The organism is Streptomyces sp. ITFR-6, from assembly GCF_031844725.1.
In the GTDB taxonomy this organism is placed as follows: Bacteria; Actinomycetota; Actinomycetes; order Streptomycetales; family Streptomycetaceae; genus Streptomyces.
This window is the reverse complement of record NZ_CP134614.1, coordinates 37,927-61,376: the sequence shown is the minus strand read 5'-3', so window position 1 is coordinate 61,376 and position 23,450 is coordinate 37,927. Positions and strand designations below refer to the sequence as shown.

The 23,450-nt window shown below is 72.0% G+C and carries 13 protein-coding genes and 1 pseudogene; 10 read left to right on the top strand and 4 right to left on the bottom strand.

Annotated elements, in window-relative coordinates:
- Positions 1-19 precede the first annotated feature (19 nt).
- Both RLT59_RS38595 and RLT59_RS38590 read left to right on the top strand, forming a co-directional pair.
- Positions 20-8,044, top strand: coding sequence for a type I polyketide synthase (locus RLT59_RS38595; RefSeq protein WP_311308144.1), 8,025 nt, complete (start codon positions 20-22; stop codon positions 8,042-8,044).
- Between the two features lie 109 nt (positions 8,045-8,153).
- Complete coding sequence (locus RLT59_RS38590; protein WP_311308143.1) at positions 8,154-8,282, top strand: 3-oxoacyl-[acyl-carrier-protein] synthase III C-terminal domain-containing protein; 129 nt, start codon at positions 8,154-8,156, stop codon at positions 8,280-8,282.
- A gap of 22 nt (positions 8,283-8,304) precedes the next feature.
- Here the strand turns inward: RLT59_RS38590 and RLT59_RS38585 are convergent, their stop codons facing one another.
- Entirely contained in the window at positions 8,305-9,267 is a 963-nt protein-coding gene (locus tag RLT59_RS38585; RefSeq protein WP_242436820.1) for an ACP S-malonyltransferase, read from the bottom strand.
- A gap of 102 nt (positions 9,268-9,369) precedes the next feature.
- On the opposite strand from RLT59_RS38585, the gene RLT59_RS38580 reads away from it, so the two are divergent.
- The 3 genes from RLT59_RS38580 to tpg all read left to right on the top strand — a co-directional run bounded on the left by RLT59_RS38580 (position 9,370) and on the right by tpg (position 13,477).
- On the top strand, positions 9,370-10,539 hold the full coding sequence (locus RLT59_RS38580; RefSeq protein ID WP_311308142.1) for an alpha/beta hydrolase: 1,170 nt from the start codon (positions 9,370-9,372) through the stop codon (positions 10,537-10,539).
- 249 nt (positions 10,540-10,788) lie between these two features.
- The gene (gene tap / locus RLT59_RS38575) at positions 10,789-12,918 is read left to right on the top strand and encodes a telomere-associated protein Tap (RefSeq protein WP_311308141.1); all 2,130 of its coding nucleotides are present in this window, start codon (positions 10,789-10,791) and stop codon (positions 12,916-12,918) included.
- A gap of 4 nt (positions 12,919-12,922) precedes the next feature.
- Positions 12,923-13,477, top strand: a complete 555-nt coding sequence (gene tpg / locus RLT59_RS38570; RefSeq protein WP_073737806.1) for a telomere-protecting terminal protein Tpg — start codon at positions 12,923-12,925, stop codon at positions 13,475-13,477.
- A gap of 52 nt (positions 13,478-13,529) precedes the next feature.
- Here the strand turns inward: tpg and RLT59_RS38565 are convergent, their stop codons facing one another.
- Complete coding sequence (locus tag RLT59_RS38565; protein WP_311308214.1) at positions 13,530-14,393, bottom strand: AraC family transcriptional regulator; 864 nt, start codon at positions 14,391-14,393, stop codon at positions 13,530-13,532.
- Between the two features lie 119 nt (positions 14,394-14,512).
- Here RLT59_RS38565 and RLT59_RS38560 point away from each other — a divergent pair, with 119 nt between their 5' ends.
- On the top strand, positions 14,513-15,295 hold the full coding sequence (locus RLT59_RS38560) for a phytanoyl-CoA dioxygenase family protein (RefSeq protein WP_311308140.1): 783 nt from the start codon (positions 14,513-14,515) through the stop codon (positions 15,293-15,295).
- On the opposite strand, the pseudogene RLT59_RS38555 reads toward RLT59_RS38560, so the two are convergent.
- Positions 15,292-16,480 (bottom strand): annotated as a pseudogene (locus RLT59_RS38555) (MFS transporter). The gene RLT59_RS38560 and the pseudogene RLT59_RS38555 overlap by 4 nt on opposite strands.
- 188 nt (positions 16,481-16,668) lie before the next feature.
- Here RLT59_RS38555 and RLT59_RS38550 point away from each other — a divergent pair.
- Positions 16,669-17,028 (top strand): ArsR/SmtB family transcription factor, encoded by a 360-nt coding sequence (locus RLT59_RS38550; RefSeq protein WP_311308139.1) that lies wholly within the window; start codon positions 16,669-16,671, stop codon positions 17,026-17,028.
- 46 nt (positions 17,029-17,074) lie between these two features.
- Here RLT59_RS38550 and RLT59_RS38545 read toward each other — a convergent pair whose 3' ends face one another.
- Positions 17,075-18,460 carry an alpha/beta hydrolase gene (locus RLT59_RS38545; protein WP_399127119.1) on the bottom strand — a complete coding sequence of 462 codons (1,386 nt, stop codon included), beginning with the start codon at positions 18,458-18,460 and terminating at the stop codon, positions 17,075-17,077.
- A 16-nt stretch (positions 18,461-18,476) separates the two neighbouring features.
- Here RLT59_RS38545 and RLT59_RS38540 point away from each other — a divergent pair, with 16 nt between their 5' ends.
- The 3 genes from RLT59_RS38540 (at position 18,477) to RLT59_RS38530 (ending at position 23,445) form a co-directional block, all read left to right on the top strand.
- Positions 18,477-19,094 (top strand): TetR-like C-terminal domain-containing protein, encoded by a 618-nt coding sequence (locus tag RLT59_RS38540; RefSeq protein WP_311308137.1) that lies wholly within the window; start codon positions 18,477-18,479, stop codon positions 19,092-19,094.
- A gap of 409 nt (positions 19,095-19,503) precedes the next feature.
- The gene (locus RLT59_RS38535; protein ID WP_311308213.1) at positions 19,504-21,153 is read left to right on the top strand and encodes a TlrC/CarA/OleB/SrmB family ABC-F type ribosomal protection protein; all 1,650 of its coding nucleotides are present in this window, start codon (positions 19,504-19,506) and stop codon (positions 21,151-21,153) included.
- Between the two features lie 264 nt (positions 21,154-21,417).
- Complete coding sequence (locus tag RLT59_RS38530) at positions 21,418-23,445, top strand: HelD family protein (protein WP_311308136.1); 2,028 nt, start codon at positions 21,418-21,420, stop codon at positions 23,443-23,445.
- The last annotated feature ends 5 nt before the right edge of the window (positions 23,446-23,450 follow it).

Here is a 23,450-nt window from a genome sequence, read left to right as displayed (position 1 = left end):
AGAAAGACGGGGGCGGCGGATGCTGCGCACCGAGCTCATCAGGCCCCTTCACGAGCTGCTGCCGGCCCATGCCGAACGCCTCGGCGACAAGATCGCGTTCCGCGACGCGCGGCGGACCGTCAGCTACGCCGAACTCGACCTGCGCACCCGCCGTCTCGCCGGCCAGCTGGCCCACCTGGGCCTGGGCCGCGGTGAGACCGCCGCCCTGCTGCTCGGCAACTGCCTGGAGATGGTGGAGAGTTACCTGGCCATCGCGCGGGCGGCCGCGGTGGGCGCGCCGCTCAACCCGCACGCCACCGACGACGAGCTGGCACACCTGCTGGGGGACAGCGGCGCGGTGGTGCTGATCACCGACCGCACGCACCTGGAGCAGGTGCTCCGGCTCGGTGCCGGCCACCCGGGGCTCCGGGTGGTGGTGACCGGGAGCGGGGCGGCGCCGCGGGACGTGGCGCTGTTCGACACCCTGGTGGGCGGCGAGCCGCCGGTACCGGCCCGGGACGACGCCGCTCTGGATGACGTCGCCTGGATGCTGTACACCTCCGGCACCACCGGCAGGCCCAAGGGCGTGCTGTCCACGCACCGGAAGGCCATGTGGGGCGTGGCCGCCTCCTACGCGCCCACCCTCGGCCTCGAAGAGGCGGACCGGGTGCTGTGGCCGCTGCCGCTGGCCCACACCGTGGCGCACAACCTGTGCGTCCTCGGTGTCGTCGCCGTCGGCGCCAGCGCGCACATCGTGGACGGCCTGGCCGCCGACGAGATCGTCGCCGCGCTGGAGGAGGACCGGACCACCTTCTTCTGCGCCGTTCCCACGGTCTACCAGCAGTTGCTCGGGGCGGCCCGCGACACCGGGCTGGGCACGCACGAGCTGCGGGTCTGCATGGTCGCGGGCGCCGCCTGCCCGGCCGGACTGCACGACGGCTTCGAAGAGGCCTTCGGCCTGAGGCTCCTGGACAGTTACGGCAGTACCGAGACGGGCGGCCCCATCGCGTCCAACGCCCCCGCCGGACCACGCGTCGCCGGCTCCTGCGGGCCGCCCGTCCCCGGTCTCGCGCTCCGGCTCCTGGACCCGTCCACCGGTGAGGAGGCACTGCCCGGCGCCGAGGGCGAGGCCTGGGTCAGAAGCCCGGCCGTGATGCTCGGATACCACGGCCATCCCGAGGCCACCGCGGCGGTGCTGCGCGACGGCTGGTACCGCACCGGCGACCTGGCCCGGATCGACGAGCAGGGCTTCGTCACCATCACCGGCCGGGTCAAGGAACTCATCATCCGAGGCGGGGAGAACATCCACCCCGGCGAGGTCGAGGCGGCCATCGCCCCGCTGCCCGGGATCGCGGAGGTCGCCGTGGCGGGCCGTCCGCACCCGCTGCTGGGCGAGATCCCGGCCGCGTACGTGGTCCCCGGCCCCGGGGGCTTCGACGCCGGGCAGCTCATCGAAGCCTGCCGTGCGCGGCTGTCGTACTACAAGGTGCCCCACGAGGTGTGGGAGGTGGAGCGGCTCCCGCGCACCCCTCTCGGCAAGGTCATGCGGCCGGCCCTGGCGAACACCCCGGCGCGGCTGGTGCTGTCGCGTGCGGCGGAGAGCGACGACGCGGGGGAGGGCGACGCCGGGCAGTGGGCGCGACTGCTCGGAGAGACGCCGCAGGACAGCCGCGACGAGGTGCTGCTCGGCCTGGTCCGGCGTGAGATCGGCGCCGTGCTCGGGCAGCCGGTACCGGCCGCGGCGGACACCGCCTTCCGGGAGCTGGGCTTCGACTCGATGATGGCCGTGCGGCTGCGCGACAGGTTCGTCGCCGCCACCGGTTTGCGGCTTCCGGCGACGCTGGTCTACGACCACCCGACCCCCGAGGCCGTCGCGGCGTACCTGGGGGCGGAACTCTCCGGCGGCACCGTCCCGTCGGCGACACCAGACGCGGGTACGGGTACGGGCGCGGACGACGCCATCGCCATCGTCTCGATCGCCTGCCGCTTCCCCGGCGATGTCACCTCGCCCGAGGGGCTGTGGAAGCTGGTGGCCGAGGAGTCGGACGTCGTGGGCGACTACCCCGACGACCGGGGCTGGGACCTGGACCGGCCCCTTGACGGCGACCCCGGGCGGGAGGGCGCCGGCTACGCCCGCACCGGGGGCTTCCTCGACGGCGCCGACCTTTTCGACGCCGCGTTCTTCGGCATCAGCCCGCGCGAGGCCCTGGCCATGGACCCGCAGCAGCGGCTGCTGCTGGAGTGCGCCTGGGAGGCGTGCGAACGCGCGGGCATCGACCCGACCTCCCTGAAGGGCAGCCGCACCGGGGTGTTCGCCGGCCTCATGGCGGGCGAGTACGGTGCCCGGCTGCTGGGCCGCCCGGCCCCGGAGGGCCTGGAGGGCTATCTCGGCAACGGCAGCGCGGGCAGCGTCGCCTCCGGACGCCTCGCGTACACGCTCGGGCTGGAGGGCCCGGCGATATCGGTGGACACGGCGTGCTCGTCGTCGCTGGTGGCGCTGCATCTCGCGGCACGGTCGCTGCGGGAGGGCGAGTGCTCCATGGCCCTGGCCGGCGGGGCGACGGTGATGTCCACCCCGTCGCCGTTCATCGAGTTCGGCCGCCAGCAGGCGCTGTCCGTCAGCGGCCGGTGCCGCCCGTTCTCCGCCACGGCCGACGGGACCACGTTCGGTGAGGGTGTCGGACTGCTGCTGCTGGAGCGGCTGTCGGACGCGCGGCGCAACGGCCACCGGGTGTGGGCCGTGCTGAAGGGCTCCGCCGTCAACCAGGACGGCGCCTCCAACGGCCTGACCGCGCCGAGCGGCCCCGCACAGCAGCGCGTGATCCGGCAGGCCCTGGCCGACGCCCGCCTCTCGGCGGCGGACGTCGACATGGTGGAGGCGCATGGCACGGGAACCGCCCTGGGCGACCCGATCGAGGCGCAGGCGATCATCGCCACCTACGGGCAGGACCGCCCCGGGCACCGGCCCCTGTGGCTCGGCACCGTCAAGTCGAACATCGGGCACGCACAGGCCGCGGCCGGAGTCGCGGGCGTCATCAAGACGGTGATGGCCATGCGCGAGGGCGTGCTGCCGAGGACTCTGTACGCGGACGAGGCATCGCCGCTCGTGGACTGGTCGGAGGGCACCGTCGAACTGCTGACGCACGCCCGCACGTGGCCCACGACGGACGGACGGCCCCGCCGGGCCGGCGTCTCGGCTTTCGGCGCGAGCGGCACCAACGCGCACCTGATCCTGGAGCAGGCCCCGCCCGAGGAGCCCGTCGCGGATCCGACAGCCGAGGAGACCGGCCCGGTGCCGTCGGCGCCCCTGGTGCCGTGGGTGCTGTCGGGCCGCACCGCCGCGGCACTGCGCGACCAGGCGGCGGCGCTCTCGCCGCAGGCCGCCACCGGCGGGAGCGACGCGGCGGACGTGGGCTGGTCGTTGGTGACCGGCCGGGCGCGCTTCGAGCACCGGGCCGTGCTGGTCGGGGATTTCGGTGCCGGCCTCAAGGCGCTGGACGCCGGTGAACGGGCGGACCGGGTGGTCACCGGAGCGGTGGCGGAAACCCTCAGGAACGCCAAGCCGGTGTTCCTCTTCCCGGGCCAGGGCGCGCAATGGGCGGGCATGGGCGTGGAACTGGCCCGGGCCTCAACGGTGTTCGCGGCCCGGCTGGCCGAGTGCGAGAGCGCGCTGTCGGAGTTCGTGGACTGGTCGCTGAGCGACGTCCTGCACGGCGCCCACGGTGCGCCGCCGCTGGAGCGGGTCGACGTGGTCCAGCCGGCTTCGTTCGCCGTGATGGTGTCGCTCGCCGCGCTGTGGCGTTCCTTCGGAGTGGAGCCGGCCGCGGTCGCGGGCCACTCCCAGGGAGAGATCGCCGCCGCCTGCGTCGCCGGAGTGCTGTCGCTGCGTGACGCGGCCCGGGTGGTGTGCCTGCGCAGCCGGGCGATAGCGGAACTGGCCGGGCCGGGAGCCATGGCCTCGGTGACGCTGCCCGTCGAACGGGTGGAAGAGCTGCTGGTGGAGGGCGTGTCGGTGGCCGCGGTCAACGGACCGTCCCAGGTGGTCGTCTCCGGCGAGGTGGCCGCTGTGGAAGCGCTGCTCGCGCGGTGCGAAGAGCGGGGCGTGCGGGCGCGGCGGATCGCGGTCGACTACGCCTCCCACTCCCCGGCGATGGACGTACTGGCGGAACGGCTGACGGCCGACCTCGCCGGGATCGTGCCCGGCGCGGGCCGGGTCCCGCTGGTCTCGTCGGTGACCGGCCGGCCGGCAGAGCCACTGACGATGGACTCCGCGTACTGGCTGCGGAACCTGCGGCAGCCGGTGCGGTTCTCCGACGCGGTCCGGACCCTGGCCGGCCAGGGTCACACCGCGTTCGTCGAGGTCTCCTCGCATCCGGTGCTGACGGCCGCCGTCGCCGACGTGGCACAGGACGCGGCCGTGGTGACCGGCTCGCTGCGGCGGGACGCCGGCGGCTGGGACCGCTTCCTGACCAGCGTCGGGGAAGCCTGGGTCCGGGGCGTCGCCGTCGACTGGACAGCCGCGTTCCAGGGGCTCCGGCCCCGGACCGTTGACCTTCCCACCTACCCCTTCCAGCGCAGGCGGCACTGGCTGCACGCCGGCCCCTCCTCGGGCGACCCGGCCGCGTGGGGCCAGCAGGCGGCCGCCCACCCGCTGCTCGGCGCCGTCGTGCGGCTCGCGGACAGCGACGCCGTGCTCCTGACCGGTGTGCTCTCGCCGAGGTCCCAGCCGTGGCTCGCCGACCACGTGGTGGGCGGCGCCGTCCTCTTCCCCGGCACCGGCTTCGTGGAGCTGGCGCTGCGCTCCGGCGACGAGACCGGCATGGACGTGCTGGACGAACTCGTCATCGAGACACCGCTCGTCCTGCCGGAGTCCGACTCCGCCGAGGTGCGGGTCCAGGCCCGGGTGGGAGAACCGGACACGACAGGACGCAGGCCGGTCACCATCCACTCCTGCGAGGCCGGCCCCACCGACGACGGGGAACACCAGGTGTGGAGCCGGCACGCCACGGGATTCCTCACCGTGGACGCCTCGACCGCCACCGACCCGTCCGGCCCCCTGGACGCGGCAGCCTGGCCGCCCGCCGGCGCCGAACCCGTCGAACTGGACGGTGCCTACGAGCGGCTGGCGGACGGCGGTCTCGGCTACGGCCCGGCGTTCCAGGGGCTGCGCGCCATGTGGCGGCGGGGGACCGAGGTGTTCGCCGAGGTCGGGCTGCCGGCCGGAACCGGCGCCGACAAGGGCTTCGGAATCCATCCCGCCCTGCTGGACGCCTGCCTCCACCCGGATGTCATCGAGGCGAGCACCGGGCAGCTGCGGCTGCCGTTCAGCTGGAGCGGAGTGCGGCTGCACACGGCAGGCGCCTCCGTGCTCCGGGTACGGCTGAGCCGTGGCGCCGACGGCGAGGTGGCCCTGCGGGCGACCGACGAGTCCGGGCGGCCCGTGGTGACGATCGGGGCGCTAGAAACCCGCCCGGCCGAACCGCGCACCGCACGGGCGGGCATCGCCCGCGAGGCCCTGCTGCGGGTCGCGTGGACCCCCCTGCCGATCCCGGACCCGGGCGCGGGCCGTCACCGCTGGGCCGTGCTGAGGCACGGGGACCGTGCCGGAACGCATCCGGACGTGGCGGCGCTCGCCGCGGCGGTCGCCGTGGGCGACGCCGTACCGGACCACGTGCTGGTGCCGTACACGGACACGTGGGGGCTGCCGACGGCCGAGGCCGTGCACCGCGCGACCGGTGAGGCCCTGCGGCTGATCCAGGACTGGCTGGCGCGGGAGAGCCTGTCCTCGGCGCGGCTGGTACTCGCCACCCGGGGCGCGGCGGTCGGCACGGGCGTCGGTCAGGTGACCGACGCGGTGCACGCGGCCGTGTGGGGGCTGGCCCGCTCGGCCCAGTCGGAGCACCCGGGCCGGATCGTGCTGGCCGACTTCGACACCGACCCCGCCCAGGAGTCGCAGGAGTCGCGGGAGGCCCTGCGGATGCTGGCGGCGGCCATGGAATCGGCCGGGCCCGACGAGGAACAGTTCGCCGTGCGGGCGGGCACGGTGCTCGTCCCCCGGCTGACCCGGGCCGTGGCGGGGGCCTCCACCCCGCCACCGCCGGCGCTCGACCCCGAGGGCGTGGTGCTGATCACCGGCGGCACGGGGATGATCGGCCAGGTCATCACCCGGCATCTGGTCGAGGAACACGGCGTCCGGCACGTGCTGCTGGCCGGCCGCCGCGGCGACGCGGGCGAGCTGCCGGAGGAACTGGCCGCCCGGGGCGCCGAGGTGACGGCCGTCGCCTGTGACGTGACCGACCGCGCCGCCCTCACCGCACTGCTGGAGAACCTGGAACGGCCCCTGACGGCGGTGATCCACGCCGCGGGCGTGCTGGACGACGGTGTGATCATGTCGCTCACCCCGCAGCAACTGGCCACGGCACTCGCGCCCAAGGCCGACGCCGCCGTGCACCTGGCCGAGCTGGTTCTCGCCCGGGGCGACGAGCCGGCCGCGTTCGTCACGTTCTCCTCCCTGGCCGGGGTCCTCGGCGGGGCCGGACAGGCCAACTACGCCGCGGCCAACGCGTTCCTGGACGCCCTGATGCAGCAGCGCCGCGAGCGGGGACTGCCGGGTGTGTCGGTGGCGTGGGGCCTGTGGGAGCAGCCGGACAACGGCCCGGGGCTGGCCGCCGACCTGGCCGCGGCCGACCGCCGCCGGCTCGCCGCCGACAGCGCTCGCCCGCTCACACCGGCGCAGGGCGCGGCGCTGTTCGACGCCGCACTCGGCCTGGCCGGCACACACGGCGACGCCGTACTGGTGGCCGCCCGCTTCGACTCCGGCCGGCTGCGCGCCACCCGGACCGCTCTGCTGCGGGGCCTGGTGCGCGGGCCGGCCCGGCGCGCCGCCGCGACCGGTTCGGACGGGGCGTCGCTGCGGCGGCGGCTGGCCGGCCGGTCCCCGGCCGAACGGCAGGAGGCCCTGGTGGAGCTGGTGCGCCGAGAGGTCGCCGCCGTGCTGGGCTTCCCCGGCCCGCACTCGGTCACCCCCTCCCAGACCCTGGCCGAGGCCGGATTCGACTCCCTGACCGCCGTGGAGCTGCGCAACCGGCTGGGCGAGACCACCGCGTTGCGGCTGCCCACCACCCTGGTCTTCGAACACCCCACGGCCGTCGCGCTCGCCGGGTACCTGGCCGAGCGGCTCACCGACGACGGCGACACCAGCGACGCGGCCAGGGCCGCAGCTGCCGTCACGGACGGCGCGGACGAGGGCCCGGATGTCTTCGGGGCGCTGTTCCGGGAGGCCTGCGCGGACGGCCGCACCGACGAGGGCTTCGCCTTCCTCAACAGCGCAGCCCGGCTCCGCCCCCGGGGCATCGCTCCGGTCGAACCCGTCCGGCTCGGCGCCAGCGGCTCCGGGCCCGCGCTGATCTGCGTGAGCTCCCACGTGGCGCTGGGCGGGGCGCACGAGTACGCCCGCTTCGCCGCACCGTTCCGGGACCGGCACCCCGTATGGGCCCTGCCCAACCCCGGGTTCGGCACGTCCGAGGCGCTGCCGCCGACCAGGCAGGCGCTGATCGAGGCGCACGCGCGGTACGTCCTGGAGTGCGCGGACGGAGGCCCGTTCGTACTGCTCGGGTCGTCCTCCGGCGGAGTGATCGCGCACGCCGTGGCCGCCCTGCTGGAGTCGGCCGGCACACCGCCGACCGCGGTCGTCCTGCTCGACAGCTACGAGGGCGCGGTCCTGGACTCCTCGCCCACCGGGAGCGCCTTCCGCGACGTGCTGGCCGACGGGCTCCACGAACGGCAGAGCGCGTTCGCACGGCTCGACTTCACCCGGCTGACGGCGATGAGCTGGTACGGCGAGCTGTTCGCGCAGTGGAGCGCCGAGCCGCTGACGGCGCCCGTGCTGCTGGTACGGGCCTCGGAACCGCTCTCGCCCGCACTCGCGGGAGAGGACTGGCAGACGGTGTGGAAGACGGCGCACACCACGCTCGACGTGCCGGGCAACCACTTCACCCTGATGGAGACCCACGCACAGAGCACGGCCGGGGCGGTACGGGAGTGGCTGGAGGCGGTGGCGGGGTAGGCCCCCACCCACCGCCCCCAGCCCGCCCCCGGGCCGCGCCCGCCGTGGCGTTACAGCAGGGCCTCCAGCGCCACTGCGGCGGGCATGCGCGAGGCTGTCAAGCCAGTTCGTGGGCCTGCACCGACTGGTCGAAACCGGTGCGGTCGCGCCCGGCGACCACGTGTTGCTGTTCGGCGTGGGCAGCGGGTTCACCTGGACCACCGCCGTCGTGCAGATCACCGGGGCCGAGGCCCGATAGCCGATGTCCCGGGCCCCTCGCCCTACCGCCGGCGCAGCGGGACCCCGTGCTCGAAAACCGCCGCGACCGCCCGCGGGACATCCTCCGGACTGTCGACGAACACGACCGGAAAGGGGTAGTGAAGCGCGTTCAGGATGGGCGAGGGGCCCACGATCAGCCCCAGCCTGGCCCCGTGACGCTCCATCTCCCGCGTCAGGTGCACCACGCTGATGGGCGCGACGACGTTGTTGGTGAACATGTCGCACACCTCCTCGGCGCGGGTGAGGGTCTTCTGCTCCAGGGACGAGCAGAGCGCCAGCGAGGGGTCGGTGAACGGCATCCCCGAGATGTACCCCCGGGTCACCTCCCGGGCCCCCGCGCGCAGCGGGCTGTGCTCCGCCACGTCGGCGCCCTCGGTGACGGTGACCATGCCGCCGGTCTCGGCGCTGAGCTTCTCCAGCGCGTCCCGGTAGCCGCTGAGCATGACGATCCGCACCCGGCGGTCCGTGTCCCAGCCGAAGTCGCAGGCCACGAACACGCCCTCGTAGCCGGCGCAGAGCTCCGCCGGATCGTCGTCCGGACCCAGATAGGCGGAGGCGATGCCCTCCTCCCGCTCCGGCTCCGGCACGCTCGGCGTCTGCTTCGGCCGGAGCTCACCGCGCATCAGGAGCCCCATGAGCTCCTCCCGCCCGCACGCCCCGGCGATGCAGGAGCCGACCATGCCGCCCAGGCTCATACCGCCGACCATGTGCGGACGCAGCCCCTTCTCGGCCAGCACGTCCTGAATGCCGAGCTGAGCGGCCGCCAGCCCGACGGACACGGCGCGCCGCTGAACCCCGTCGTCGAAGTCCCCGTTCTGTCGCACAAGGGCCTCGACATCGAGGCCTGTCCACGCCGAAGCCTGTGCGAAGGACTTGCGCACCGCCGCGTACTGGTCGTAGAAATCGACGACCCCGCCCGGTTCGTAGCGGAACAGATTCGTACCAAATATCGACGCTAGAGCCACGTGTGTCACCTCCATGACGAGGGCAACGCTAAGCGAGGAAGTACCAGGGGCTTTCCCAGAGTTGAGAAGGGTACGGTGATCACCATGCCAATGGGATACTTAGTGACGACTGTGATCGTCGCCTGGTGCACGTTCTTCGCCGTTGTCGCACCGCGCCGCCCCCAGCCTCTGGCGAGCATGAGTTTCTGGTTCGGCCTGATCCTCAACGAGGTGCCGTTCCTGGGCATCTACGTCCTGGTGGCATCCACGGCCCTGGCCGCCGCCCAGGGCGATCTGGGATCGACGGGCGCCAAGGTGACAGCCGCGGTGGCCGCCCTTGCCGCCATCGGCCTGGCCGTCTCCGCCTGGCGGGGGGTGCGCTCGGACCAAGTGGTCGAAAAGGCCCTTGAGGACGGGCTCGGGACCAGTTGGCGGAATCGCGTGAGGATACCGCTGCGCCGCCACCGGCCCTGGGCCCTCATCCTGCTGCTGCCGGGCTCCATGCGACGGCGTGACGTGGAACGGATCCGCAACATCAGCTACGGGGACGCCGGGCGCCGGAATCTCCTCGACGTCTACCGTCGCCGCGACGCGCCGGCGAACGCGCCGGTCCTGATCTACTTCCACGGCGGCCACTACACCAGCGGTGCGAAGAGCCGCGAGGCACGGCCCCTGTTGAACCGGCTGGCCGGCCAGGGGTGGGTGTGCATCAGCGCCAACTACCGTCTGCGGCCCCAGACCACGTTCCCGGGCCACCAGATCGACGCCAAGAAGGTCATCGCCTGGGCCCGCGAGCACGGTTCCGAGTACGGCGCCGATGCGTCGAGACTGTTCGTGGCGGGCAGCTCCGCCGGATCCAACATCGCGGGCCTGTGCGCGCTCACGCCGAACGATCCGATGTTCCAGCCCGGATTCGAGTCGGCCGACACCTCGGTCACCGCGGCGATCTGCTTCTACGGCTTCTACGGCCACTACTTCGGCGCCCCGCCGGACGAGCCGCCGCCCCCGCTCCAGCCACAGGGCTACATCCACCCCGGTGCGCCGCCCTTCTTCGTCGCTCACGGCACCAGGGACTCGCTGGGGACTGTCGAGGGCGCCCGGAACTTCGTCGCCCAACTGCGCCACGGTTCGGACAGCACCGTGGTCTACGCCGAACTCCCCGGCGGGCAGCATGCTTTCGACGTCTTCCACTCCCCGCGCTTCGAGGCCGTCGTGGACGGCGTCGAAGCCTTTGCCGCCTGGGTCCTGACTACTCCGCAGCACACTCCTGACCCAGCCCGCGAGGTGTACTGATCACGAGCGCCGCTGACACGGCGGCCTTGATCAACGGCGCAATGCCCGGCTGAGGACCGTGGGCGGGAGCGCGATGGCGAGCGTGGCGGACGACCCGTGCTGCGCCGCCGGTCCGCAATGTCCGCGTGCGCAACCGGTGCGCACGCCGCGACCGAGTGTGCGCCGATCGGCGGCAGCGTCCCCGAATGAGTTAAAGGAGCGGGTTAAAGATTAGGATAAGGGCTGTAGCGTCCGGGCTGGAGGTAGGCAGTGGCATCCGAGGAAGAGCTGTTCGCGAACATCGACGCATTGCTGGACGAAGAGCCGCAGCTCCCGCCTCCCGCGGAGCGGGCCCGCCTCCGGGAGGCCGCCGGCATCACCCAGGCCCGCCTCGCGACAGCGCTGAAGACCACGACGCAGTCGGTCAAGAACTACGAGAACGGCCGCTCCGAGCCGCGGTCGCCGCGACTGGAGGCCTACCAGCGGCTGCTGAACGGCTGGGCGTCGAAGTACCCCGCCCACGGCACCCCCGCCCCCCAGCCGACCCCGGCCGCCCCACCGCAGCCGAAGCCGTCCGCGCCACAGCCCCCCGTACCGGAGCCCGCCGCCCCCGCGCCGCAGCCGGCTGCACCGCACCGGCCGACCCGTACCGCCACGGCCCCCGCCACGGCCCCCGCCACGGCCCCCGTCACAGCCCCGCGGCGCCCGACGGCGAAGAAGACGCAGCCCGCCCAGGACCCGCGCTTCCCGCACGGCCCGCTCGCCGTACTGGACGGCGACGGCTCCGCGTACGGCGCCGACGGCATCGTGCTCGACTGCCCCGCCCGCACGGTTCCGGAACTCGTGGAGTGGACGCTCAACGAATCCGGCCTCGGCGCGGCCAGGCTGAACCGCTACGGCAAGGACTCCGACCCCCTGATCGCGCTCACCGCGTCAGCCGCCGTGAAACTGGGACTCCCCGAACACCTGGAAGGCCACGAACAGCGCCGCTCCCTGCGCCTGCCCGAGGACCACCCCGTGGTCAAGCAGATCGCGAAGGCCAGATGGCAGCTCACCCGCCGCGGATTCGGCCCGTGGGCGCGGATCTACCGCAAGGCCCAGGGCCGCGACCGGCAGTGCGTGCAGTTCGCGCTCCTGTCCTGGGACGCCCTCGACGAGCGGTCCTGGCCCGGCGTCACGGACATGGAACCGGCCGACATCGCCCGCGTCCTCGGTATCTACGCCCAGCGCGTCATCACGCCGCGCGGCTCCACCGCGGTCTCCGGACTGGAACTGATGACGGCGCTGCGCCCGCCGACGAAGGCCGTACAGGACCCGGGCACCGGGAACTGGGTATCCGGCCACAACGCCGGTTCACTGGGGACGGAGCCGATGGACCCGGCCCCGCCGGAAGCCACCCCGGAACACCCCGTCGTCGTGAACAGCGGCTGGACCGGCGGCTTCCTGAACGAGGAGGCATACCAATGGGTGCGGCCGGTGGACTCCCTCACCGACGAGGAGTGCACACTGCCGTACGCGGTCGGCCTCGACCTCAACACGGCGTTCCTCGCCGCCGCGGCCCGCCTCGTTGTCGGCCTCTCCGCCCCCGACCACTTCAACGCCCCGAAGTTCAACCCGAAGATCCCCGGGAGCTGGCTGGTCGACCTCTCCCACATCGAACCCGACCCGCGCCTGCCCAGCCCGTTCACCCCGGACGGAACCCGCCCCACAGGGCCGGCCTGGTACCAGACCCACACGGTCGCCTACGCCCAGGAGATCGGGCACGACGTGCACCCGATCGAGGCGTACCTGCGCCGCGAGACCGGCGCGTACCTCGACCCGTGGCACGACCGCCTCAAGACGGCGTACGTCGACACCCTGGCGGACCTGGGCGTCACCCGGGACCTGGACGACCGCCAGTTCCTCGCCGCGATGGAGCGGCACAAGCAGCTCGACCCGGCCCTGGCCGCCGTCCTGTCCGCGATCAAGGCCACGGTGAAGGGCGGCGTCGGCAAGCTCAGGGAGCGCCCGCAGGGCAAGTCCTACAAGGAGGGCGACCGGTGGCCCTCCCTGGAGCGGCCGACCTGGCGCCCCGACATCCGGGCCGCCGTCATCAGCAAGGCCCGGGTCAACATGCACCGCAAACTGCAGAACATGGCCCGCATGACGGGCCTGTATCCGCTCGCCGTGCTCTCCGACTGCGTCGTCTACCCCTCACCGGGCGACAACCCGCTCGACTTCCTCCCCTACGCGGCGTCCGGCAAGCCGCAGCCCGGCGGCTTCCGCCTCGGCCCCACCCCGGGCCTGGCGAAGCTGGAGGGCGTCCAGTCGATGCTGTGGGCGGTCGACCTGATGGAGAAGGACCTCAACCCGGCCCGCCACATCAAGGGCGGCGACGCCGTCCTGGACGAAGGGGAGTAGCGCCGTGAGGGAGATCGACGACGCCATCGAACGCGCCGACCGGGAAGCCTTCACCCGGGAACCGCCCAAGACCCTCAAGGGCCGCATCAACTACCTGCTGCGGCAGTTGGGCACCGCCAGGGCCGTCGCGGCTGAGCTCGGCATCACGGCCGACTCCGTCAACCGCTACCGGCGCGGCGCCCGTAAGAACCCGCCGAGGAACATCGCCCTGAAGATCGAGGAAGCCGTCCTGTCCCGCTGGCAGCCCCAGGTCCGCAAACGCCGGCACCAGCAGGCCGCCACCACGGGAATCACCGTGGAGACCCGGGCCCGGTTCGGCTACACCGCCCCCATCGGCACCACCGACGACGGCCGCTTCCGCCGCCTCACGGTCCGTCTGCCCGGCAGCTACGCGCAACGCCTGTTCGACGCCCGCGGCGCGGGAGCCGACGACCAGGAGATGCGCGGAATCATCGCCGACGGATTCCGGAACATCTATTTCCAGGACGGCGGTGTCCGCGCCCAGGGACTGTCGGACGTGGAGATCAACGACATCGATTACCTGGACCTGGATTACTGAACGGAGACCAGCACACGATCTCGACGTCCCCAAGGGATTGTCCCTTGATCAGTCAGGCCTCCCGTTCCACCGGCAGCCACAACTCGGCATCCGCCTCGCTGCCGTCCGCCGACATCCGCGTACGAAGGATCTCCGGCCCGGGGCGGCTCCGGTACGGGTTCGACGGGAACCACTCGGTGAACACATCCCGCCACAGCGCCTGGATCGCCTCCGGCGCCGGCCCCGAGGTGGTGAAGACCGCCCAGGTACCGGCCGGCACCGGCAGTGTGGCCATGCCCTCCGGCGCGGACGCCAGGGTGACGACCCCGTAGTAGTAGTCGAGGCCGGTACCCTCCGCCCGGCCGGGATCGAGGCCGTCGCAGACCGCGAGGATGCCGTGCGGCTCCTGGTCGGACAGCTTCTCCAGCAGCTCCCTCGCCCGGTCGCCGGTCCCGCGGACGAAATCGATGATCGCCCGGTTGGGCCCCGAGTGCACGAGCGGCACCCGGGCCTTCGCCCCGACGACGGTGAACTCCGGCTTGTGCACCACGCGGTAGCGCATGCTGCTGCTCCCCTTGACGATGAGGCGGAACGTCATCCGGGGCTGGGAGCTGAGCGCCGCGCCGGTGTGCCGTGCCTCGCCGGGGCCGACGCCGTGCACCGTACGGAACGCCCGCGCGAACGCCTCTCCCGAGCCGTATCCGTACCGCACCGCGATTTCCAGCAGCGTCCGCTCACCGGCCAGCACCTCCGCACCCGCGACGGTCAGCCTCCGGCGCCTGATGTATTCCGACAGCGGCATCCCCGCGAGCGCCGAGAACATCCGCCGCAGGTGGTACTGCGACGTGGCCGCGACCCGCGCCAGCTCACCGACGTCGATGGACCCGTCGAGCTGCCGCTCGATGTGCTCCATGGCCTGATTGAGCCGCTCCAGCACGCTTGCCTCCAAGATCCCGGACAATGATTCAACCAGGCGCTGCCCGGCACACCACACCCGAGAAAAGCGGTGCGGCAAGTGTCGGGTGACCGGGGCGGACGGTGCGGCACGCTGGCGGCATGGACGACACGACCTTGGTATCCCGCTTCCTCCGCGACGGCTTCGTCAAGCTGGAGGGCGCCGTCGCACCCCGCGTGGCCGCGAGCTGCGCACGGCTGCTGTGGCGGGAGACGGGCTGCGACCCGGACGACCCGCAGACGTGGACACAGCCCGTGCACTGGGTCGGCGGGATGGCCCAGGGGCCGTTCGCCGCCGCCCCCAACTCCCCGGCCCTGCACCGGGCGTACGACCTGCTGGCCGGGGCGGGGCGCTGGGAGCCGCGTTACTCGCTCGGGACTTTCCCGCTGCGCTTCCCGCACGAGGAGGAGCCCGACGACGCGGGCTGGCACATCGAGGGCAGCTATGCGGTGGAGGGCGAGACCTGGCCCTTCACCAATCTCCGCTCACGCGGCCGGGCCCTGCTGATGCTGTTCCTCTTCAGCGAGATGGGAGAAGAGGACGCCCCGACCCGGATCCGGGCCGGCTCCCACCTCGACGTGCCGAAGGTGCTGGAGCCGTACGGGGAGGAGGGCGCGAACGGCCTGGCCATCGCGCCGGACCTCGTAGCGGCCTCCGCCCACCGGCCGCTCGCCCTCGCCACCGGCTCCCCGGGTGACGTCTTCCTGTGCCATCCGTTCCTGGTGCACGCGGCACAGCCGCACCACGGGACGCGGCCGCGCTTCATGGCCCAGCCGCCGCTGATGCCGGCCGCGCCGTACGAACCGGAGCGGGCCGACGGCGCGTACTCACCGGTGGAGATCGCGATTCGTCGGGGCCTGGGACGGGACACCTCCGGCAACTAGCGCGCCCCGTCACCGCCAGGCACATTCGCCTGCCGCCGGGCGGCAAGAACCACCAGGCCCCCGATGACCGCGAGGCTCATCAGGACCACACCGAACACCGTGGCACCAGCAGTCAGGCCCACCGCGTCACTCAGGTAGCCGGCGGACACGGGCAGCACACCGGCCAGAACGTAACCCCCCACGTTGAGCGCGGCATTGGCCTCCGCGAGGCGCTGAGGAGGGACGCCGGAACTGAGCAGCGACAGGCCGCCGAGCTGCCCCAGCCCCTGGCCGGCCCCGGCGAGCAGCGCAGAGGCGAGGAGGACCGGCGCCGACGAGGCGTGCACGGCGACCACCAGCATGATCATGCCGAGCGCGGTGCTGCTCGCGCCGGCCGTGAGGATGGTGCGCCGGCGCAGCCGCCGGACGGCGAACTGCACGGCGGTGGCGGCGAGGAACATGGCGAAGGCCTTGGCGCCGGCGGTGATCCGGCTGGTGGTGCCCAGCAGCCCCGAAAGGAGCGAGGGGCCCAGCGAGAGGACGAAGGAGGTGGCGGTGATGCCGGGTGCGAACACGGCGATGCCGTGGATGAGCTGCCGGCCGTGGCCGCGCGGGACCGACGGCACCCGCACCCAGGCGCCTTTCGCGGGCGCCGCGGGGCGCCGGAGCGGCATGCGGAGCACGGCGGACACCGCGGTGAGGAGCAGTGCGGCCTCGACGGCGAAGACGGTGACGGTCGGCGCGGGCAGCGTCTCGGACAGGACACCGGCCAGGAACGGGCCGAGACCTGCGCCGAAGACCATCGCGCAGGAGGCGAGCAGGGCGCCGGTCCGCCTGCGTTCGTGACCGGCCAACGTCGGTCACGGCCGCCATACCGGCGGAGACCACGGCGCCGACAGCGATGCCGGTGAACAGCCGGGCCACGATCAGCGCGGCCACACCGGTGGCCGTCGCGAAGATCAGACACGCGACCAGGGCGAGCCCGAGGGCGGGCAGCAGTACGGGCTTGCGCCCGATCCGGTCCGAGACGACACCGGATACGAGGAGCGAGCCGAGCAGCCCGACGATGTAGAACGCGAAAACGACCGTCAGGGTGCCCTTGGAGAACCCGATATCGCGCTGCCACAGCACGTACAGCGGCGTGGCCGCGTTCGAGAGGACGAAGACGGCCGTGACCGGCCACGCGGCCAGCCACACCCACCACAGCGGAGCGCCGGCCCGCCCGCCGAGCCGCACCGGGTCACCTTGCCCCACCCCGACGGCAGACGGACGGGTGCGTTACGGATCTCGGACATGGCTGTTCCTCCTGGCCCCGCTACAGTACGATTTTAGTCGAACTTAGCAGGCAGTGCGATGGAACTCGTACAGAGGAATCGAGCCACGAGGAGTCACTCATGCCTCCGACCGAAACGGTGTTCCCGGAGCCACCCGGCCTGCCGTCACCGCTGCCGGAGCCGGCGGTCGAAGACCTGCGCCTGGAAACGGTCCTCGGCGCACTCAGCGACCCCTTGAGGCTGACGATCGTCCGCAAACTCCTCCTGGAATCGGAGCAGTTCGACCACCCCTGCGGCTGGTTCGGCCTCGAACGGCCCAAGTCCTCCCTCACGCACCACTTCAAAGCGCTACGGGAGGCAGGGATCACCCGTCAGCGGCAGTACGGACTCGAACGCCGCAGCCACGTACGCGCAGACGACCTCAACACCCGCTTCCCCGGCCTCCTCGGCCTGGTCGCAGACTGGACCCCCTCGGCGTAACCACCGGCCAGCCTGCGGTCGTGGCACGGGACCCCGCTGCACACCCCTACTTGTGGTCACGGAGGAAGGCCGGGATGTCGGCCCGGGTCGGGTAGTCGGGCAGCGGTGCGGGCTTGTCCTGGAGGAATGCGGTGATGACGGCTGCTGCTCGTCGGTCGTTGTCACCCAGGCCGTTCCACATGTGGTGGCCGACACCGGGCATGTACTGGGTGCGCCGGATGGCGGGGTTGTCCGCGAGGACGGTTGTCTGCCACTGCCGGACCTGGGAGGAGCACTCGGCCATCATCAGCATCGCGGGTGTCCGGGAACGCCTAAACCGGGGGGCGATGGAGGGGGAGTCCTTGATCGTCTGCTGGATGCGGAGGCTGGCGGCGGCGCTGAAGGAGAAGTTCTGCTCCGTGTCCTCGACCGGGATGCGGTGCGCGTCCCGCGCGCAGTAGGCGGACGCGGTGTCGCTGCCGAGATCGGCGGCGGTGAAGGCGTTGTCGCCTTCTGCCTGTCCTACCAGCCCGTTGTCCGGGCTGAGCAGTCCGAGCCGCATGAGGCCGAAGGCGACCGCGTACCGCGGAACGCGTGTGGAGCGTGGTCCGGTCATGGCCGGTGCGATGCCGCGGGCCGATGGCCGGCCCTTCTGTCCGGCCATCCGGGCGGTGGGGCCGTCCATCGGGCCAGGCTCGGCGATGACCGCCCGGCGCAGGTGGTCGGCGACGGCCGGGTCGGCCAGCGCGCGGGTGAGCACGACCGCGCCCGAGGAGAAACCCAGTACGTCGGCGCGGCCCTTGCCGAGTTCGCTGACGAAGGCGCCGAGGTCATGGACGGACCGGGTGATCGAGTACTGGTCCATGGGCAGCAGGTCACTGCGTCCACCGCCGGCCTGTTCGTAGGCGTACACGTCGTAGCCCTGTCCCGCGAGCCGCTGCAGGAAGCGGTGGTCGAGCACTGAGATGCCGCGCACCGGGCCGCCGTTGAGGTAGACGAGCGGGACGCGTTGCCGGGGGCTGTTGTCGGCGGGCGGGTAGTGGTAGACCGCGACCCGGCTGCCGGTGGACAGGCGCCAGTGCTCGGTGGTCACGAACGACAGGGCGGGCGGGTGGTGGCGCGTCGTGGAGACGGTGGGGACGCACACCGACAGGGTCAGGGCCGCTGCTACGAGGACCGGCAGGAAGGGCACCATCCGTCCCCGCCAGGAGCGGCGGCGGCCTCGCCATGTCGCCGCGGCAGCCGCGATCCCGACAGTCGCTGACCATGCGGCCAACCCCGATCCCGCACCGTCGGTGGCGGCGATCAGCGCCACGAAGACGGCGACCAGCCCCACTACCGCGGCGGTGGCCGCCAGCAGGCGGCCGACAAGGCGCAAGCAACGTATGACGGACGGTGGCACGGTGGGCTCCCCGAGTTTTGGAACGACGTTTTGAAACGACGTTATCAGCATGGGTAAACTGCTTTTCATGGGAAGGCCGAGAACAAACGACGCCGACGTCGGAGAACGGCTCATCGCATGCGCGACCGAGATGTTCGCCACCCGCCCGCAGGAGTCGGTCACGGTCCGCGCGCTGGCCGCCGCCGCCGGAACGTCGACGGCGGCGGTGTATACGTTGTTCCAGGGGAAGGACGGTGTGATCCGCGAGGTGCGCGACCGGGCGGTCGCCGGCCTGTTCCAGGACCTGACGGCCGTTCCCGGCTCGGAGGCCGCCCTGGAGGATCTGTACGCGCTGGCCGTGGCGTATCGCCACTGGGGACGTGAACACCGTCACCTGTACGCGGTGTTGTTCGGTGGCGCACAGTCCTTCGTGCCGTCGGCCCGGGTCGGCGACCGAGACCCGGTGCGACCGCTTGTCGCGGCGATCGACCGTGCCGTGGCGGATCAGATCCTCGCGGGCGACACCACACTGATCGCCGTCTCGTTGTGGGTCGCCCTGCACGGGCTCGTGACCCTCGAACTCGCCGGCGGCCTCGACGGCACCGCGGCCGAGACCGCGTTCCGGTCAACGATTGATGCCGTACTGCGCGGCTGGGCAACCCCCGCCGCCTTCCCTGGCCTTCGACGCCCGGACCCGGCGCAGTGAATCGGCCACCTCCAGGCGCTCCTGGGCGACGAGTTCGGCGACGTCGGCGGTGCTCCGCAGCGAAATGATCGCGCCTGCTGCGCATTCCGCGTCGCTGCCGGTGCCGTACTCGTATTCGTCGGCGCCGGTCGACCGAGGGGATTCACCCGCCTCTGTTGCACCTTTCTGCCACCTCACCGAAGAAAGAGCTTGCAGCCACCCGGCTCCCCGCCTACGGTGCTGCGCATGGGTTCTCTGTGATACTCCCCGTGCGGCCGCGTTGAGCTTGGCTCCGCCGTCGCACGTTCTCGTCCGTGCTTCCGCTCCTCCCGGTAATGCCGCCTGTTTGGCGTACCGCGGAGTGTTTCCGGCGTGCGCGGACGCGTCCGTTCACCCGTGCCGATCGGCCCGGCCGAGAACAGGGGACTCCATGCTTACTGCACAGCTATCTCTTCAGAACGTCACCCGCCGCTACGACGACCACGTCGTGCTGGACGACGTGTCCTTCAGCGTCAAGCCGGGCGAGAAGGCCGGCATCATCGGCGACAACGGAGCCGGAAAATCCACCCTGCTGCGACTGATCGCCGGCCAGGACCGGCCCGACAGCGGCGAACTGACCGTGATCGCACCAGGCGGCTCGGGCTATCTGGCCCAGTCGTTGGCCCTGCCCCCCGAGGCCACCGTCCAGGCCGCAGTGGATATGGCTCTTGCCGACCTGCGTGAACTCGAAGCGCGTATGCACCACGCCGAAGCCGGGCTCAGGGGCTTGGCGGGGGCGGAGCTCACCGCCGCGCTGGACGCCTACGCCCACATGCTCGCCCAGTACGAGGCGCGCGCCGGCTACGAAGCCGATGCCCGGGTGGACATCGCCCTGCACGGGCTCGGCCTGCCGGATCTGGCTCGGGATCGGACCCTGGGCACGCTTTCGGGCGGTGAGCGATCACGGCTGGCGCTGGCCGCGACCTTGGCGTCCCAGCCGGAGCTGCTACTGCTGGACGAGCCGACCAACGATCTGGACGACCAGGCGGTGGGCTGGCTGGAGGAACACCTGCGGGCGCATCGCGGCACGGTGCTCACGGTCACCCACGACCGGGTGTTCCTGGAACGGGTCACCACCACGATCCTGGAGGTCGGCGAGGGCAAGGTGACGCGTCACGGCGACGGCTACAACGGCTACCTTGCCGCCAAGGCCGCTGAGCAGCGGCGCCGTCTGCAGGAGTACGCGCACTGGTGCGCGGAGCTGGCCCGCAGTCAGAAGCTGGCCGCCACGAACGTGGCACGGCTGGAGGCGATCCCTCGCAAGGTGCCGTTCGCCGTGTTCGGCCACGGCGGCTTCCGTGCCCGCGGCCGTGGCCACGGGGCGATGGTCCGTATCCGCAATGCGAAGGAGCGTGTCGAACGGCTGACGGACAGGCCTGTCGCGCCGCCGCCCGAACCGCTGGTCCTCGCCGCTCGGATGTCCACCGCCGATGGTCGGACGTCGCAGGCCGCAGCGGAACTCACCGGCATCCGTGTCGAAGGCCGGCTGCACGTACCTTCGCTGCGGATCGGCGGCGAGGAGCGGCTGTTGGTCACCGGACCCAACGGGGCCGGCAAGACAACGCTCATGCGGGTGCTGGCGGGTGAGCTGCGGCCCGATGAGGGGACGGTGCGCACGCGGGGCCGAGTCGGGCACCTGAGACAGGAAGAGACACCGTGGCCACCCGGCCTGACAGTCCCACAGGCGTTCGCCCACGGCTGCGGGGGCGAACTGGATGAGCGCATCGACCATCTTCTGTCCCTCGGTCTGTTCAGCCCTGCCGAGCTGCGCCTGAAAGTGGGCGAACTGTCCTATGGACAAAGGCGCCGGATCGAACTGGCCCGTCTCGTCAGCGAACCCGTCGGCCTGTTGCTGCTGGACGAGCCCACCAACCATCTCTCCCCCGTCCTGGTCGAAGAACTGGAAGGAGCGCTGGCCCGCTACCGAGGCGCGGTCGTCGTCGTCACCCACGACCGCCGCATGCGAACCCGGTTCACCGGCAGGCACGTGCAACTGAACGCGGGCCACGTCGCACAGTTTCAGGCGACCGGAGCGGTCTGAAGCCCCACCACCGGGAGTCCGGCACGGTGCTGTTCGACAAGGGCCATTCCATCCAGCATTCCGATATGTCGAGCAGTCAAATGCGTGACACGTGAATGTTCTTGGCCGTCATGGACCCGGTCATAGGGGCATAACCCCAACAAGTTAGTCAAGACTTACCTTTGGAGGGCTTCGTCCGTATGGTGTGGCTCGAATAAAAGGAGCTTCTTGTTGCCGAAGAGAAAAGATTCTGCTGTGCGTGCGGTTGAATTGGAGCAGGATTATGTGTCCTCGTTGTACGAACTGCTCACCGAGCGGCTTTCCGAGGCACGAGCAAACAGAGCGAGTGTGCTGAAGGCCCCGGCCGACAGCGCCGGTGAGGCGTACGAGAGGGAAATCGCCGCCGAACGTCTGGCCAAGGAAATCGGCCGGCTGGAAGGCGCCGAAAAGGGGCTGGTCTTCGGGCGCATCGACTGGACGGACGGCACCGCCCTGCGCATCGGACGGATCGGAATCCACACGGAGGAGGACGACCTGCCGCTGCTCGTGGACTGGCGCGCGAACGCGGCGCGGCCCTTCTACGAGGCGACACCGGTCCACCCGATGGACCTGCGGCGCCGCAGGCATCTGCGCCTCGACGACCGCACCGTCGTCTCGGTGAGCGACGAACTGCTGGACGGGACCGACCCGACCCACGAGGACGTCGTCGGAGACGGCCCGCTGACCGAAGCACTGTCGGCCAGGCGCACGGGCAAGATGCACGCCGCCGTCGCGACACTCCAGGCCGAGCAGGACGAGATCGTCCGCTCCCGCCACCGGGGGGTGACCGTGGTGCAGGGTGGTCCCGGCACCGGCAAGACGGTCGTCGCCCTGCACCGGGCGGCCTACGTCCTGTACGCGTTTCCGCGCGCCGCGGAAGAGGGAGTCCTGGTGGTGGGCCCGAACGCCCGGTTCCTCGACTACATCTCCCAGGTCCTGCCCTCACTGGGAGAGAACGACGTGGTTCTGGCGACCTGCCAGGAACTGGCCGGAGTGTTCACGGAGGCGGCGGACCCCTTCGACACGGCACGCCTCAAGGGCGGCTCCGGCCTCGCCGACGCCCTGACCGGCCTGCTGCGCGCCCACCAGGCCCCCGCCGGTGACTTCACCGTGCGGGTCGGTCAGGAAGTGGTCCACCTGACCGAGAAGGAAGTAGCCACGGCACGCGACGCCGCCGTGGCGGCAGTACCGGGGCACAACCCCGCGCGCCAGGTGTTCAAGGAGCTCCTGGCCGACGCCGTCACCGAGGCGATGCAGCGGGATATGGGCGACATCCTGGAGCAGATCGACGCCGATACCGAGAAGATGACGGGCCTGAACCTCGACCGGTTCACCGGAGCCGCCCAGCGCCGTACCGAAGGCGCGGCCGACCCGGATCCGGCCCACGAGCTCGACCTGGACGCCATCCGGGCCGACCTCCTCGACGACGCCGGCGTCGACCGGGAGGTCGAGGCACTGTGGCCGCGGCTCCAGCCGGGCGGCCTCGTGGAGGAGCTCCTGACGAACGCCGACGCCCTCGCCGAGCACCTGCCCGGCCTGACCGAGCAGGAGCGGTCCCTGCTGCTGCGCGGTCCGGACGGCCCGTGGACCGGTGCCGATGTCCCGCTGCTGGACGAGGCGGCGAGCCTGGTCGAGGGACCCCCCGAGCGGACGTACGGGCACGTCGTCGTCGACGAGGCGCAGGAACTGACCGCCATGCAATGGCGGATGATCGTCCGCCGCTGCCCGGCCAGAGCGATGACGCTGGTGGGCGACTTCGCCCAGGCAGGCCCGGTCGCGACAGCACGCGACTGGACGGAAGCGCTGAGCCCCCACGTCGGACCGCGGTTCAAACTGCACAACCTGACCGTCAGTTACCGCACCACGCAGGAGATCCTGGAGAGCGTCCGCGACCTGCTCACGCGGATCGCTCCGGACCAGAAGCCCACACGGTCACTGCGAAGCGGTGAGAGCCCTCGCTCCGTGACCACACCTCAGGACGAGTCGGTCACCGCCGTCGTCCAGGAACTCCGCGCCCAGAGCGCCGCACACCCGGACGAGCTCCTGGGGGTGATCTGCGCGGACGCCAGGGTGAGCGAGCTGACGGCCCGGGGCGTCGTGCACCAGGCACGCGTCGTGCCGGCGTCCGAGGCGCGCGGCCTGGAATTCGACGGGGTCGTCGTCCTGAACCCCGAGGAAATCATCACGGCCCGCCCCGGCGGGGAGAGAGACCTGTACGTAGCCCTGACCCGGGCCACCAAAAGGCTCTGCACCATTACAGCCCAGCCCGCCTGACGACT